Origin of the sequence: Stenotrophomonas sp. STK16_22 (assembly GCF_051984505.1) — a bacterium.
GTDB classification, from domain to species: domain Bacteria; phylum Pseudomonadota; class Gammaproteobacteria; order Xanthomonadales; family Xanthomonadaceae; genus Stenotrophomonas; species Stenotrophomonas maltophilia_A.
Genome location: NZ_CP196972.1, coordinates 4,259,038 through 4,273,193, shown reverse-complemented (window position 1 = coordinate 4,273,193; position 14,156 = coordinate 4,259,038). Strand labels below are relative to the sequence as shown.

General features: G+C 67.0%; 11 protein-coding genes and 2 riboswitches. Of the genes, 5 read left to right on the top strand and 6 right to left on the bottom strand.

The annotated features are described in order from the left end of the window. Window positions 1–12: 12 nt before the first annotated feature. The 4 genes from ACSYAO_RS19730 to ACSYAO_RS19715 form a co-directional block, all read right to left on the bottom strand. Window positions 13–3,072: an efflux RND transporter permease subunit gene (locus ACSYAO_RS19730; protein ID WP_080356513.1), complete on the bottom strand. Its 3,060-nt coding sequence runs from the start codon at window positions 3,070–3,072 to the stop codon at window positions 13–15. After that, window positions 3,069–6,146 (bottom strand): multidrug efflux RND transporter permease subunit, encoded by a 3,078-nt coding sequence (locus ACSYAO_RS19725; protein WP_149908989.1) that lies wholly within the window; start codon window positions 6,144–6,146, stop codon window positions 3,069–3,071. The genes ACSYAO_RS19730 and ACSYAO_RS19725 overlap by 4 nt, the downstream gene beginning before the upstream one ends. Then, window positions 6,143–7,309, bottom strand: coding sequence for an MdtA/MuxA family multidrug efflux RND transporter periplasmic adaptor subunit (locus ACSYAO_RS19720; RefSeq protein WP_012512239.1), 1,167 nt, complete (start codon window positions 7,307–7,309; stop codon window positions 6,143–6,145). The genes ACSYAO_RS19725 and ACSYAO_RS19720 overlap by 4 nt, the downstream gene beginning before the upstream one ends. Window positions 7,310–7,594: 285 nt before the next feature. After that, a complete protein-coding gene (locus tag ACSYAO_RS19715; protein ID WP_005411215.1) occupies window positions 7,595–8,212 on the bottom strand; it encodes a trimeric intracellular cation channel family protein in 618 nt (205 codons plus the stop codon). Window positions 8,213–8,296: 84 nt separating this feature from the next. Then, window positions 8,297–8,400: riboswitch (glycine riboswitch) on the bottom strand. Between the two features lie 13 nt (window positions 8,401–8,413). Continuing rightward, a riboswitch (glycine riboswitch) is annotated at window positions 8,414–8,503 on the bottom strand. Between the two features lie 40 nt (window positions 8,504–8,543). On the opposite strand from ACSYAO_RS19715, the gene ACSYAO_RS19710 reads away from it, so the two are divergent. The 3 genes from ACSYAO_RS19710 to ACSYAO_RS19700 all read left to right on the top strand — a co-directional run bounded on the left by ACSYAO_RS19710 (window position 8,544) and on the right by ACSYAO_RS19700 (window position 9,797). Then, on the top strand, window positions 8,544–8,810 hold the full coding sequence (locus ACSYAO_RS19710; RefSeq protein WP_005419660.1) for a GIY-YIG nuclease family protein: 267 nt from the start codon (window positions 8,544–8,546) through the stop codon (window positions 8,808–8,810). A 94-nt stretch (window positions 8,811–8,904) separates the two neighbouring features. Continuing rightward, window positions 8,905–9,297, top strand: coding sequence for a hypothetical protein (locus ACSYAO_RS19705; protein ID WP_223224703.1), 393 nt, complete (start codon window positions 8,905–8,907; stop codon window positions 9,295–9,297). 68 nt (window positions 9,298–9,365) lie between these two features. After that, window positions 9,366–9,797: a nuclear transport factor 2 family protein gene (locus tag ACSYAO_RS19700; RefSeq protein WP_049461956.1), complete on the top strand. Its 432-nt coding sequence runs from the start codon at window positions 9,366–9,368 to the stop codon at window positions 9,795–9,797. 218 nt (window positions 9,798–10,015) lie between these two features. Here ACSYAO_RS19700 and ACSYAO_RS19695 read toward each other — a convergent pair whose 3' ends face one another. After that, entirely contained in the window at window positions 10,016–11,296 is a 1,281-nt protein-coding gene (locus ACSYAO_RS19695) for an NAD(P)/FAD-dependent oxidoreductase (protein WP_049461957.1), read from the bottom strand. 123 nt (window positions 11,297–11,419) lie between these two features. On the opposite strand from ACSYAO_RS19695, the gene ACSYAO_RS19690 reads away from it, so the two are divergent. Both ACSYAO_RS19690 and ACSYAO_RS19685 read left to right on the top strand, forming a co-directional pair. Beyond that, window positions 11,420–12,199, top strand: a complete 780-nt coding sequence (locus ACSYAO_RS19690) for an NYN domain-containing protein (RefSeq protein WP_010481148.1) — start codon at window positions 11,420–11,422, stop codon at window positions 12,197–12,199. Between the two features lie 113 nt (window positions 12,200–12,312). Then, window positions 12,313–12,933 (top strand): glutathione S-transferase family protein, encoded by a 621-nt coding sequence (locus ACSYAO_RS19685; RefSeq protein WP_049461958.1) that lies wholly within the window; start codon window positions 12,313–12,315, stop codon window positions 12,931–12,933. A gap of 141 nt (window positions 12,934–13,074) precedes the next feature. On the opposite strand, the gene ACSYAO_RS19680 is transcribed toward ACSYAO_RS19685, so the two are convergent. Then, a complete protein-coding gene (locus ACSYAO_RS19680; protein WP_182266802.1) occupies window positions 13,075–14,037 on the bottom strand; it encodes an IS110 family transposase in 963 nt (320 codons plus the stop codon). Window positions 14,038–14,156 lie beyond the last annotated feature (119 nt).

Here is a 14,156-nt window from a genome sequence, read left to right as displayed (position 1 = left end):
CCCGCCCCACCTTCACCGCTTCGCCCGAATCCTCGCCAACGCCAGATACATCGCCGGGGTCGTGTACAGCGTCAACCATTGGCTGACCAGCAAGCCGCCGACAATCGCAATGCCCAGCGGTTGCCGCAGCTCCCAGCCTTCGCCATTGGCCAGCATCAGCGGCAGCGTGCCCAGCAGCGCTGCCAGCGAGGTCATCAGGATCGGCCGCAGGCGCAACCGTGCGGCTTCCATCACTGAATCCTTCGCGCTCAGCCCGCGCCGCTCGCCGGCCAGTGCGAAATCCACCAGCAGGATGGTGTTCTTCATCACCACGCCCACCAGCAGGAACAGGCCGAGCAGGGCGATCAGGTTCAGTTCGTTGCCGAACAGCCACAGCGCCAGCAGCGCACCGACACCGGCCGAAGGCAGGGTGGACAGGATCACCAGCGGCTGCAGGAAGCTCTCGTAGAGGATGCCCAGCACCAGGTAGACCGCCAGCGTGGCGCCCAGCACCAGCCATAGCTGGCGCGCGCGCAGCTGATCCAGGCCGCCGGCTTCGCCGGACAGTTTTCCCTGGACCGAACGTGGCAGCATCAGTTTCGACATCGCACCATCGATCGCCTGCGTGGCCTGTTCCAGGCCCACCCCCGGTGCCAGTGCGAACTCGATCCAGATCGAGGCGAACTGCTCGCTGTGGTACACCCGGTCCGGTGCCATGCCATAGCGCCAGCTGGCGATGCTCGACAGCGGAATGCGCTGGCCGTTGCCATCGATCACCTGCAGGCGTGACAGCGTGCCCGGGTCCTGGGTGTGCTTCGGGTCCAACTCCATCACCACGCGGTACTGGTTGAGGCTGTCGTACAGCGTGGCGACCTGGCGCTGGCTGAAGGAGTTGTTGAGCATGTTGGCCACCGTGCGCAGGTCGACGCCGTGGCGCGCGGCTGCTTCGCGGTCGATATCCAGCACCACCTGGCGCATGCCCGCTTCACCCTGTGCTTCCACGTCCACCAGTTCGGGCAGGCCACGCAGCGCGGCCGCCACCTTCGGCGCCCATTCGCGCAGTGGTGCTGTATCGGCCGACAGCAGCTGGAACTCGTACTTGCCGCTGCTGCCGGCGCCCTCCAGGCGGATGTCCTGGTCGACCCACAGATAGAGATTGCCGCCGGGCAGCTTGGGCAGCCGCGCGCGCAGGCGGTCGATCACCTGTTGGCTGGACACCTTGCGCTCGGCCAGCGGCTTCATCTTGATCATGATGAAGGCGTTGTTGACCCCGTTGCTGCCACCGATGTAGCCGATGATGTCCTCGATGGCCGGATCGGACAGCAACAGCTTCCTGTACGCATCGATCTTCGGTTGCATGGCCTGGAAGGACAGGCCGTCATCGCCGCGCGCGAAGCCGCGCAGCTGCGCGGTGTCCTGCTTGGGCACGATGCCCTTGGGCACCTGCTGGAACAGCCACGTGTTAAGCGCGATGACTGCAACGAAGGCCAGCAACGGCCAGCGCAGCCGGCGCAGGCTGGCCTGAAGCGTGCGCAGGTAGGCGCTGCGCACACGTTCGAACAGCGCATTGCTGCCCCGCTGCCAGCGCGAGGGTTGCTGCGCGGCATCCACGAACAATCGTGCACACAGCATCGGCACCAGGCTCAGCGCGACCAGCACGGAGACCGTCATGGCCGCCACCAGGGTCAACGAGAATTCGCGGAACAGGCGTTCGACGAAGTCGTCCAGGAACAGGATGGAGACGAACACCACGGCCAGTGCAACGTTCATCGACAGCAGCGTGGCACCGACTTCCGATGCGCCACGCACCGCCGCCTGCCAGCGGTCAGCGCCCAGCTCGCGATGGCGGGCGATGTTCTCCAGCACCACGATGGCATCGTCCACCACCAGCACCGCCGCGACAATCAACGCCGTCAGCGAGAGCGTGTTGAGCGAGAAGCCCATCAGCGCGATCAGCGCCAGCGTACCGAACAGCACCACCGGAATCGCCACGCTGGGCACCAGTGCAGCACGCCAGTGGCCGAGGAAGGCCAGCACCACCAGCACCACCAGTACGATCGCCAGCACCAGGGTGAGCTCTGCCTCATGCAGGGTGGCGCGGATTACCGGCGAGCGGTCCATCACCAGCCGCATGTCCACGCCGGAGGGCAGCAGTGCATGCAGCTGGGGCAGCTGGGCCTGGATGGCATCGACGGTGGCGATGATGTTGGCGCCGGGTTGGCGGCTGACGATCAGCAGCACGGCCGGGCGTTCGTTGTGGAAGCCGCTGGCGTAACGGTCTTCCACGCCATCGGCAACGGCGGCGACATCGCCCAGCCGCAGCGTGCGGTCGTCGCTCACCTTCAGAGCCAGTTCGCGGTACTGCGCGGCCTGGCGCAGCTGCAGCGGCGCTTCCAGCTGCCACTGCTGGCGGTCATCGCCCACGGCACCCAGCGGGCGCATGGCGTTGGCGCGGCCGATGGCCTGGGCCACGTCCTCCAGCGCCAGGCCTGCATGGTTCAGTGCATTCGGGTCCAGCGATACACGCACGGCGGGCAAGGCGCTGCCGCCCACCTGCACTTCGCCCACGCCCGGTACCTGCGACAGCTTCTGCGCCAGCACGGTGGAGGCCAGGTCATACAGCTGGCCTGGCGAACGCGTGTCCGAGGTCAGTGCCAGCGCCAGGATCGGTGCCTGTGAGGGATTGACCTTGCGGTACTGCGGCATGCCGGGCATGCCACTGGGCAACTGCCCGCGTGCAAGATTGATGGCGGCCTGCACTTCACGCGCTGCCTCATCGATGTCGCGGCCGAGTACGAACTTCAGTTCGATCTGGGTCTGGCCCTGGGTGCTGGCCGAGTCGATGCGTGAGATGCCGGGCAGGCTGCCCAGTGCGCGCTCCAGCGGCGTGGCGACGGTGGCTGCCATCGACTCGGGCGAGGCGCCGGGCAGGCTGGCACTGACTTCAATGGCGGGGTAATCGACCTGTGGCAGCGGCGCCACCGGCAACAGGCGCAATGCCAGCAGGCCGGCCAGCACCAGCGCCACCGCCAGCAGGATCGTCGCTACTGGGCGCTGCACGCAGGCCTGCGCCAGGCGCGCGATGGGGGTCACGCGCGCGCCTCGTCAACGGCCACCGGGGACGTCGCACGGCCTCGCTGCAGGCGATCAAAGGCCAGGTAGATCACCGGCGTGGTGAACAGGGTCAGTACCTGGCTGACCAGCAGCCCCCCCACCATCACCCAGCCGAGTGGCTGCCGCAGCTCTGCGCCGGAACCACTGGCCAGCATCAGCGGCACTGCGCCGAACAGCGCGGCCAGCGTGGTCATCAGGATCGGCCGGAAACGCAGCAGCGCGGCCTGATGGATCGCCTCGCGCGGTGACATGCCGCGTGTGCGCTGCGCGTCCAGCGCGAAGTCGATCATCATGATCGCGTTCTTCTTCACCAGGCCGATCAGCAGCACGATGCCGATCACCGCGATCAGGTCCAGGCTGCGTCCGCTTACCCACAGCGCAGCCAGCGCACCGACGGTGGCCGAGGGCAGGGTGGAGAGGATGGTGATGGGGTGGATGAAGCTCTCGTAGAGCACGCCCAGCACGATGTACATCACCACCACCGCGGCCAGGATCAGCCACAGTGTGGACGACAGCGAGCTGCTGAAGGCCGCTGCGGCACCCTGCAGGCGAAGTTCGATGCTCTGCGGCAGGTTCACCTGTGCGCGCGCGGCGTGCACAGCCTCCACCGCTTCGCCCAGCGAAGCGCCCGGGGCAAGGTTGAACGACAGCGTGGCCGCCGGGAACTGGCCCACGTGATTGCGTAGCAGTGCGGACGGACCCACCTCTACCCGCGCCACCGCACCCAGCGGCACGGTCTGCCCACTGCTGCTGCGCACACGCAGGCCCGTGATCGCCTCCGGCCCGGGCTGTCGTGAAGGATCGGCCTCCAGCACCACCCGGTACTGGCTGGCCTGGGTGAAGATGGTCGAAATCTGGCGCTGCCCATAGGCGTCGTACAGCGCATCGGCTACTGCTTCCACGCTTACGCCCAGGCGCGCCGCCGCATCGCGGTCGATCGCCACGCGCGCCTGCCGGCCCTGCATCTGCAGATCGCTGGCGACATCGCGCAGTGCAGGTTGCTGGCGTAGCGCCTGCAGCAGCTTCGGGGTCCAGCGTTCCAGTGTTTCAAGATCCGGCGTGGTCAGGGTGAACTGGTACTGGGTGCGGCTGATGCGGTCTTCGATGCCCAGCTCCTGCACCGGCTGCAGGTACAGGGTGATGCCGGGGATACTCGATACGCGCTGTTGCAGGCGCGCCATCACCACGGCGGCGCCGCCGCGGTCGCCGTGCGGTTTCAACTCGATCAGCAGGCGGCCGGTATTGAGCGTGGCGTTGTTGCCGTCCACGCCGATGTAGGACGAGACGCTGGCCACCGCCTCGTCGGCTTCGATGGCCGCCGCCAGCGCCTGCTGGCGCTGGCGCATGGCCTGGAATGAGATCGCCTGCGGCGCTTCGCTGATGCCCTGCACCAGGCCGGCATCCTGCACCGGGAAGAAACCCTTGGGCAAGGCGAAGTACAGCGCCACGGTCAGTGCGAGGGTGGCAACGGTGGCCAGCAACATCAGCGGCTGGCGCTGCAGCACCCAGCGCAGCTGGCGGTCGTAGAGGCTGATGACGCGGTCGAAGACATCGGGCGCATGTGCAGTCTTCGCGTGCGGCTTCAGGAACCGCGCGCACAGCATCGGCGTCAGCGTCAGCGAGACCACCAGCGAAATGCTGATGGCTACCGCCAGTGTCACTGCGAACTCATGGAACAGTGCACCCACCAGGTCGGCCATGAACAGCAGCGGGATCAGCACCGCGATCAGCGAAACAGTCAGCGACACCAGGGTGAAGCCGATCTCGGCTGCGCCTTTCAGCGCTGCATCGCGGGGGCTTTCGCCTTCCTCCAGATGGCGGGCGATGTTCTCCAGCATCACGATGGCGTCGTCCACCACGAAGCCGGTGGCGATGGTCAGCGCCATCAGCGTGAGGTTGTTGAGCGAATAGCCGGCCAGCAGCATCACCGCGAAGGTGCCGATGAGCGACAGCGGCACCGCGACGCTGGGAATGAGCGTGGCCGGCAGATTGCGCAGGAACACCCAGGTGACCAGCACCACCAGGCCGATGGCCAGTACCAGTTCTTTCTGCACGCCGCGCACCGACGCGCGGATCGATTCGGTGCGGTCGCTCAGTACATTCATCTGCACGCCGGCGGGCAGCGTGGCCTGCAGCTGCGGCAGCAGCGTACGCACCTGCTCGACCACGGCGATCACGTTGGCGCCGGGCTGGCGCTGGATGTTCACCAGCACTGCCGGCGTGGTACCGCTCCACGCAGCCAACTGGCGGTTCTCGGCGCCATCGGTAATGGTGGCTACATCGCCCAGCCGCAGCGGCGCGCCGTCGCGCCAGGCCAGTATCAGGGCACGGTACTCATCCACGCTGCGCATCTGATCGTTGGCATCGAGCATCACCGCGCGGATCGGGCCATCGAAACTGCCCTTGGGCAGGTTGACGTTGGCGGCGGCGATGGCGGTGCGGATGTGGTCCATGCCCAGGTTGTTGGCGGCCAGCGCCGCTGGATTGACCTGGATGCGCACCGCCGGGCGCTGGCCACCGGCCAGGCTGACCAGGCCGACGCCGGGCAACTGCGCCAGGCGCTGGGCGATGCGCGTATCCACCAGATCGTGCACCTGCGGCAGCGACAGGCCTTGCGAGGTCACCGCCAAGGTCAGGATGGGGGTGTCGGCCGGGTTGACCTTGCGGTACACCGGCGGCACCGGCAGGTCCCCGGGCAGGAAGCTGCCCGCCGCGTTGATGGCGGCCTGCACGTCCTGCTCGGCCACACCCAGCGACACCTCCAGCCCGAACTGCAGGGTAATGACCGAGGCGCCACCGGAACTGGTCGACGACAGTTGTTTCAGGCCGGGAATCTGGCCGAGCTGGCGCTCCAGCGGTGCGGTGATGGTGCGTGTGGTCAGTTCGGGGCTGGCCCCCGGATACAGCGTGGTGATCTGGATGATCGGGTAATCGACCTGCGGCAGCGCCGCCACCGGCAGCAGGCGATAGGCCAGCACGCCGGACAGCAGCAGCGCCACCATCAGGAGAGTCGTTGCGACCGGGCGCAGGATGAACGGGCGCGAGAGGTTCATGCGCCGGCCTTGGTCGCGGCCTCCTCGGTGATGATCTCCACCGCCGTGCCGTCTTCCAGCCCGTCGATGCCTTCGATCACCACCTTGTCCCCTGCGGCCAGCCCGGAGCGCACGGCCACGCGTCCATCATCGGCTGGACCGAGCACCACGGTGCGGCGTTGTGCCTTGCTGTCCTTGTCGACGATATGCACGTAGTTGCCCTGGCTGCCGAACTGCACGGCGGCATCGGGAATCAGCAGCGCGGGCTGCTCGCCCAGCTGCAGGCGGACGTTGACGAACTGGTTGGGGAACAGCGCCAGATCGTGGTTGTCGAAGTGCGCACGCAGTTTCAACGTGCCGGTGGTGGTATCGATGCGGTTGTCGACGCTGGACAGCGAGCCGCGGGCCAGCTGCCGGCGTTCTTCGCGGTCCCAGGTTTCCACCGCCAGTGCCGGTTGCGCCTGCACGGCATCGAGCAGCGCAGGCAGCTCGGGTTCGGGCACGGTGAACAGCACGCTGATCGGCGCGGTCTGCGCCAGCGTCACCAGGCCTTCGGCATCGCTGGCGCGCACCAGGTTGCCCACGTCCAAACGGCGCAGCCCGACGCGGCCACTGACCGGCGCGGTGATGCGGGTGTACTGCAGCTGCAGGCGCGCTTCATCAACAGACGCCTGATCGCTGAGGCGGCGGCCCTGCAGCTGGCGCACCTTGCTCTGCTGGTCGCTCAGTTCCTGCCCGGACACGTAGTTCTGCTTCTGCAGTTCGCGGTAGCGCTGCAGCTGGCGCTCAGCGTTTTCCAGCTCGGCCAGATTCTGCTGCTGGGTACCCTGCGCCTGTGCCAGCTTCACTTCATACGGGCGCGGGTCGATCTGCGCCAGCAGATCGCCGGCCTTCACCTGCTGGCCTTCCTGGAAATGCAGCCGTAGCAGTTCGCCATCCACGCGGCTGCGTACCACCACGCTGTGCAGCGGGGTGACCGTACCGACCGCCTTCAGGCGCAGCACCAGCGGCTCGGCGCTGGCGCGTGCCACGCGTACCGGCACCGTTTTGCCCGGCGCATCGTCGCTGCTGCCGGCACCATTCCGGGGCCACAGCCACCACGCCAGAACGGCGACGAGGGCGATGGCCAGCACCGCCCATAACAGGCGGGCACGACGGAAGCGGGAATTTTCGGCGACAGACATGGGGCATCCTGCGCCCTGCGCGCGCAGGGACATGCGGGCCCGTCGGCGCGTTCACGGCACCACGGGCAGCGGGGAGGGAGTTGTCTGGCGGGGCCGCGGGCGCGGCGTGGCTGGATGCCGTCGCGGCAGCGACGGGGTGACAATGGTAGCCAATCACCCCGGCCAATGCCGTATGACCATGGTCATGCAACGCATTCGGTAGTGCCGGCCGCTGGCCGGCAACCTGCCGGAATCTGCGGGCGTGTGCCGTGTTGCCGGCCAGCGGCCGACACTACCGACAAACAATCAATGCACTTCGTCGTGATAGACGAACTTCGGCATTTCCCAGCGGTAGTGGATCGCCAGCAGGCGCAGCGCGAAGCCGCCGCCGAGGCAGCACAGGATCGCGGTGGCGTCGGCCACGCCCCAGTGCAGCAGCAACAGGTAGGCCGCGCCGGTCAGCAGCGCGATGATCGCGTACAGCTCCTTCTGGAAGATCAGCGGCACCTCGTTGCAGAGAATGTCGCGCAGCACGCCGCCGAAGGCGCCGGTCAGCATGCCGGCGATCAGCACGATCGGCATGGCATGGCCGGCCTCGCGCGCGATCGAACAGCCGATCAGGGTGAAGGCGATCAGGCCCAGGCCATCGAGCACCAGGAAGGTGCGGCGGAAGTGGTGCATCCAGCGTGCGACCCAGGTGGCGATCAGCGCCGCACACACGGTGAAGCCCAGGTACTCGGGATGCTTCACCCAGCCGAGCGGATAGTGACCGAGCAGGATGTCGCGCAGTGATCCGCCGCCGAGGGCGGTAACGCAGGCGATCATGACCACACCGAACAGGTCCATGCGGCGGCGGCCGGCGGACAGCGCGCCGGTCATGGCTTCGGCGGAAATGGCGATCAGGTAGATGATGGACAGCAGCATGGGACAGGCTCCGGGCGCGGTGGGGCCGGCCATGCGCGGCTACCGCCACTGCCTGCGCAATGACGGGATGACGATGACCGGTGCCGCTCCCGCTGTCCTTTTGCCTGAGAGTTCAGCGGCGTAGGCCGCGTGCCCCTTCGGCGGATCGTCCCGGGCGTGCCCGGTGACCTCTCTCCAGCTCGGCGAGTCGAATGCATGGTTGGTGGGATTCCAGCCCACCGGCCTGAGCGATCATGGGAGCCTGCGCCTTCGGCGGGCGCCAGCGCGGCGCCTCTCTCCTGCATTCGGGCGCCAGTATATCCGCTGCAGTGCAGCACGGCATAATCCGGGCATGGCCCCGTCCCTCCGCCCGTGGTTCCTGTACCTGCTCGAATGCCGCGATGGCAGCTATTACGCCGGCATCAGCACCGACGTGGACGCGCGCTTCGCCGCCCACCAGGCCGGCAAGGGCGCGCGCTACACCCGGGCCCGGCCGCCGCTGCGCGTGCTGGCCGTGCGCGAGTACCCGGACCGGGCCGCCGCCTCGCGGGCCGAGTGGCAGCTCAAGCAGCAGCCGCGCGAACGCAAGCTGGCCTGGCTGCAGGCCCCGGTCCTGTAGATCCACGCCATGCGTGGATGGTGTGCTGGGCCATGCCATCATCGCCACATCCATCGACACAGGAAGCGGTCCGATGAAATCCTGCTGGATGCTGATGTTGACGTTCTGTATCCCCCTGTCGGCCTGCGCCCAGACTCCGCCACCGCTGCAGCACGGGCAGATCGGCAGCGCCGCCGAACTGGCCGCACAGCGCGGCCCGGACACGCCCGAGCCCATCCACCTGCGCCGCGACCAGGTGCCGCCCGATCTGGTCGACCTGATCCCGCTGGCCGAAAAATGGGGCATCGGCGATGACCTGCTGCGCGATGAGATGCGGGAACATGCCACCGACGCGGAAAAGCGCGCGATAGCTGATGCGCTGAAGCATCGGCATGCGCGCATCTCCGCCTGGCTCGACAGTTTCCCGCAGGGCCAGCCGATGACCGACGAAGCGGCCGCGTTCCTGTACATGCAGCTGAGCGTCGACGAAATGGGCCTGATGCAGTAGATCCACGCCATGCGTGGATGCGGCTTGCCCATGCGATGATCGCCCCGCGCCCAGAGCCGGAGACCCGGATGTCCACGATTGCCCTGCTGTTCGCTCTTTCCGCAGCAACGAGCCCTGCCGCCGACCCGGCCACCATCGCGGCCATCGAAGCCACCTGCCACGATTACGTCGACGGCCAGCTGGAGGCCGACCCGCAGCGCGTCGCCCGCTCCCTGCACTCGGACCTGGCCAAGCGCGCGGTCCTCGGCGATACACCCGACGAACGCTTGGGCCTGCGCCGCATGTCGAAGGAAGAGCTGGTCTCGTTGACGAAGCAGGGCGCGCTGAAGACCCCGAAGGATCAATGGGACCGCCGCTGCACGGTGCTGGACGTGACCGGCAACGCGGCCTCGGTACGGCTGGAAACGCCGTGGTTCGTCGACTACTTCCACATGGGGCGCTTCGACCAGCGCTGGGTCATCGTCAACGCGCTGTGGTACCCGAAACCGAAGGCGCGGTAGAGCGATGCGTGCCGCAGGTAGAGCTTGGCTTTCAATTGCCGGTACTGCGAGAAAGGAAGACCTCTGCCGGGTTTGGTCGAAACGGCGAGTGCCCGGCGGCCTGATGAGGCAGTAGAGCCACGCCATGCGTGGCTGAGCTCCATGCGGCCTGCACAGACATTCATCCACGCATGGCGTGGATCTACTCCCAGGCAGAGAACCCGTGTCCGTCTTCGGCCCTAGCGCCTCGGTCGCCGGTCTTCCTGGTCATCACCGAAGATGATGCGCGCGCTGCGCTGGTAGCTCCAGTACGCCACGGCCCAGTTCAGCAGCACCACGATGCGGTTGCGGAAGCCGATCAGGAAGAACACGTGTGCGGCCAGCCAGAACCACCAGGCGAGGACGCCCGAGAGTTGCAGCCGGCCCAGGTGCACGATCGCGGCCATGCGGCCGATGGTGGCCAGGTTGCCGAAGTCGGCGTACTTGAACGGCCCCGGTGCGGCCTTGCCATGCAGACGCGCGCGGATCACCTCGGCCACGTACTTGCCCATCTGCTTGGCGGCGGGCGCGACGCCGGGCACCGGCTTGCCATTGGCTTGATTCAGTGCGGCCAGATCGCCGGCCACGAACAGCTCGGGGTGGTCGGGCAGGGTCAGGTCCGGCTGCACCTGCACGCGTCCAGCGCGGTCCAGTGGCACGTCCAGGGTGCGCGCCAGCGGTGAAGCGGCCACGCCGGCGGCCCAGACCACGGTGCGGGCCGGCACGAACTGATCGCCGAGCTTGAAGCCCTGGCTGTCGATGTCGCTCACCGGGGTACCGGTCAATACTTCCACGCCCAGTTTTTCCAGTTGCCGCCGTGCCTTCAGCGAAAGCACTTCCGGGAACGAAGACAGCACGCGCGGGCCGGCTTCGACCAGCCGCACCTTGGCGCTGGCCGGGTCGATATGGCGGAACTCGTTGCGCAGCGTATGCCGCGCGATTTCGGCCAGGGTGCCGGCCAGTTCAACACCGGTGGGGCCGCCGCCGACCACGGCGAAGCTCAACCACGCCGCTTTCTTCGCCGGGTCCGGCTCGGCCTCGGCGCGCTCGAACGCCAGCAGCAGCTTGCGGCGCAGTGCGATGGCATCGTCCAGCGTCTTCAGCCCGGGCGCATCATCGGCCCATTGGTCGTTGCCGAAGTAGGCGTGGGTGGCGCCGGTAGCCAGCAGCAGGCTGTCGTAGTCCAGCGTGCTGCCATCGGCCATGCGGATCTGCCGGGCCTGCTTGTCGATGGTCACCACTTCGCCGAGGCGGACTTCCACATTGCGCTGGTGGCCGAGGATGTGGCGCAGCGGCGCGGCGATGTCCGGCGCGGACAGGCCGGCGGTGGCCACCTGGTACAGCAGTGGCTGGAAGAGATGGTGGTTGCGGCGGTCGACCAGGGTGATGCGTATGCGCTCGCGGGCCAGGGCACGGGTGGCCCAGAGGCCGGCAAAACCGCCGCCGACAACGACCAGATGGGGAACGCGCTCGCGACTCATCGACTCACTCCAGTGGGGGCATTGGGGGAAGCGCCTGGCATCTTCGCACGATGGCGCCCTGTCACGTCAGCGCCCGCATGGATCGGCGATACTCGGGTTCAGGCAACCGCCCGTGAGGAGCCCATGAGCGAACCGGAAAAGCGCATCGCCCTGTTGATCGACGCCGACAACGCGCCGGCCTCGAAGATCGACGAGGTCCTGGCTGAAGTCGCCCGCTACGGCGTGGCCAACGTGCGCCGCGCCTATGGCAACTGGAAGAGCCCACGGTTGAAGGGATGGGAGGCGGTGCTGCACGAGTACGCGATCCGCCCGATCCAGCAGTTCGCCTACAGCAAAGGCAAGAACGCGTCGGACATGGCGATGGTGATCGATGCCATGGACCTGCTGTACGCGCGCAATCTGGATGGCTTCGCGATCGTGTCCAGCGATGCCGATTTCACCCCGATGGTGATGCGCCTGCTGACCGATGGCGTGAAGGTGTATGGCTTCGGCGAGAAGAAAACGCCGGAACCATTCGTCAATGCGTGTTCGAAGTTCACCTATCTGGAAGCGCTGGGCCAGACCCATGCCAGCGTGCCGGATACCGAACAGGCGTCCAGCGAACAGGCATCGAACGAGCCCGTGGCCAACGACGATGCGCGTCCACGCAAGAGCGGCGCGGAAATGCGCAGCGATACGCGGCTGGTGAAGATGCTGCGCCGTGCGGTGTCCTCGGCCGAGGGCGAGGATGGCTGGTCGCACCTTGGCCCGGTCGGCAGCCAGATCGGCAACCAGGCGTCGTTCGACCCGCGCAACTACGGCTACGGCAAGCTCAGTGACCTGCTGGCGGCGATCGGGCTGTTCGAGCTGAAGAAGGACGGCAAGTCCTCCTACGTGCGCGCGCTGCCGAAGAAAAACCGGTAGTGCCGGCCGCTGGCCGGCAGCGCGCAGATGCCCGATTCCACATCCGCCACCCACACACCCACTCCGATCAGGCGTATCGTTGCCGCTCGCATTGCCAGCAAGGAAAAACCCGCATGTTGAAGATCTGGGGCCGCCGCAATTCCAGCAACGTCCGCAAGGTGCTGTGGTGCGCCGAGGAAATCGGCCTGCCGTACGAATCCATCGAGGTTGGTGGCAGCCATGGCGGCACGCAGACGCCGGAGTACCTGGCGATGAATCCCAACAGCCTGGTGCCGGTGATCGAAGACCATGGCCTGCCGCTGTGGGAATCGAATGCCATCGTGCGCTACCTGAGCGCGCGCTACGCGCTGGGCACGCTGTACGCCGAAGACCCGATGGAACGCGCCCAGGCCGAGAAGTGGATGGACTGGAGCACCTCGCGCATGGCGCCGCTGTACACCGACCTGATCTGGGGCATCATGCGCACCGCCCCAGCTGACCGCGACGAAGCGCGCATCAATGCCGCCATCGTGCGTGCCGGTGACTACCTGGCGATGGCCGATGCCACGTTGGCCAGACAGCCGTGGCTGTCGGGCGAGACGTTCGCGATGGGTGACATCCCGCTGGGCTCGCTGATCTATGCCTGGTTCGAACTGCCCATCCAGCGCCCGGACCTGCCGCACCTGGCCGACTGGTACGCCCGCCTGCGCGAACGCCCGGCCTACCAGCGCGGCGTGATGTCGCCGCTGACCTGAGGGGTAGCGCCGGGCCATGCCCGGCGAGCGTGGTATGCGGAGGACCGCCGGGCATGGCCCGGCGCTAGCGTTCGTCTGCCTCAATACAGATCCGTCGGGTCCATACGGACCGACGGTAGAGTCGAGATCCTATGTTCGTGGTCAAGCCTGCTGGAAGCAGGCTTGACCCACCTTCAGCATCGCCGGATCGAAGTCCCGGCCGCTTTTGAAGACACCCCAGGCGATCCTGGCCAGCTTTCTGGCCAGGATGTTGAAGACGGCGGTGCTGGGGTGACCGCGTTTTGACAGCTCGTCGTAGAGCGGTTGCCCCCGACGACACCGCTTGAGCCCCATGGCGGCCATGTAGAGCATCTGGCGCAGCACTGGCGCGCCCTGTTTGGACAGCCGACGCCGTCCCGTTCTTCCGCCAGACTCGTTAGGCCGGGGATCCAGGCCGGTGCAGGCGATCCACGCGTTGGCGTTGGCCAACGGCCAGCGCGTCATGTAGTAAATCAGGTGAGCGGCGACGGCAGGGCCGACACCAGGGATGGTCAACAGGCGCTTGTAGAGCGTGCCATGCTCTCCATCGCGACCCAAGCGCTGCAGTTCGCTTTCCAGCTCGGACAGCGTCCCAGCCAGAGCGCAGAACAGATCTGACAGCTCCCCGGGGGCACTTTTGCTTACCCCGAAGGATTGCTCCAGGCGCGCGCGTGTCTTTACCAGCGTCTGCCGCTTGCGCAGCAAATCGTGCATCTGCTGCTGCTCGTCGGTACGCGGTACGTATTCACGCAGGCGATCGTTCTCCTTCTTCACGTACCGGGCGATCGCTTCGGCGTCCATGGCGTCCGTCTTGCCACGCGAGCCCGTCGCCCGGCCGTAGTGCTTGATCAGACGTGGATTGATCACATAGACAACGTGGCCTGCCTGGCCAGCCATCCGAGCCAACAACTCGTAGTACCGCCCCGTCGCCTCCATGCCAATCCGGCATCGCTGGGGCAAGGTGTTGAGCCACTGGGCTATGCCGGCCCGGGTGTTGGCGATCCTGTCGCCGGCCTTGCGGTCGGCCACTGCCGGTACGAACTCCTTGGAGTCCACGTCCACGCCAATATCGAGAGAATCAGACATTTGTACGGCTCCCAGCTATCTTTAAGGGGCTGGGGTGGTACCGCACCGACGTTAGCTTGCCTACATCGACGATCCCCTTTGGGGGCCGTACGATCCTTTATCGACGTTCGTGTGCGGGA

Bases quoted from the DNA above. Each gene is read 5' to 3' on its own strand.
- ACSYAO_RS19720 (WP_012512239.1), bottom strand. From the start codon at position 7,309: ATGTCTGTCGCCGAAAATTCCCGCTTCCGTCGTGCCCGCCTGTTATGG.
- ACSYAO_RS19680 (WP_182266802.1), bottom strand. From the start codon at position 14,037: ATGTCTGATTCTCTCGATATTGGCGTGGACGTGGACTCCAAGGAGTTC.
- ACSYAO_RS19685 (WP_049461958.1), top strand. From the start codon at position 12,313: ATGTTGAAGATCTGGGGCCGCCGCAATTCCAGCAACGTCCGCAAGGTG.
- ACSYAO_RS19710 (WP_005419660.1), top strand. From the start codon at position 8,544: ATGGCCCCGTCCCTCCGCCCGTGGTTCCTGTACCTGCTCGAATGCCGC.
- ACSYAO_RS19705 (WP_223224703.1), top strand. From the start codon at position 8,905: ATGTTGACGTTCTGTATCCCCCTGTCGGCCTGCGCCCAGACTCCGCCA.
- ACSYAO_RS19700 (WP_049461956.1), top strand. From the start codon at position 9,366: ATGTCCACGATTGCCCTGCTGTTCGCTCTTTCCGCAGCAACGAGCCCT.
- ACSYAO_RS19695 (WP_049461957.1), bottom strand. From the start codon at position 11,296: ATGAGTCGCGAGCGCGTTCCCCATCTGGTCGTTGTCGGCGGCGGTTTT.
- ACSYAO_RS19690 (WP_010481148.1), top strand. From the start codon at position 11,420: ATGAGCGAACCGGAAAAGCGCATCGCCCTGTTGATCGACGCCGACAAC.
- ACSYAO_RS19715 (WP_005411215.1), bottom strand. From the start codon at position 8,212: ATGCTGCTGTCCATCATCTACCTGATCGCCATTTCCGCCGAAGCCATG.
- ACSYAO_RS19725 (WP_149908989.1), bottom strand. From the start codon at position 6,146: ATGAACCTCTCGCGCCCGTTCATCCTGCGCCCGGTCGCAACGACTCTC.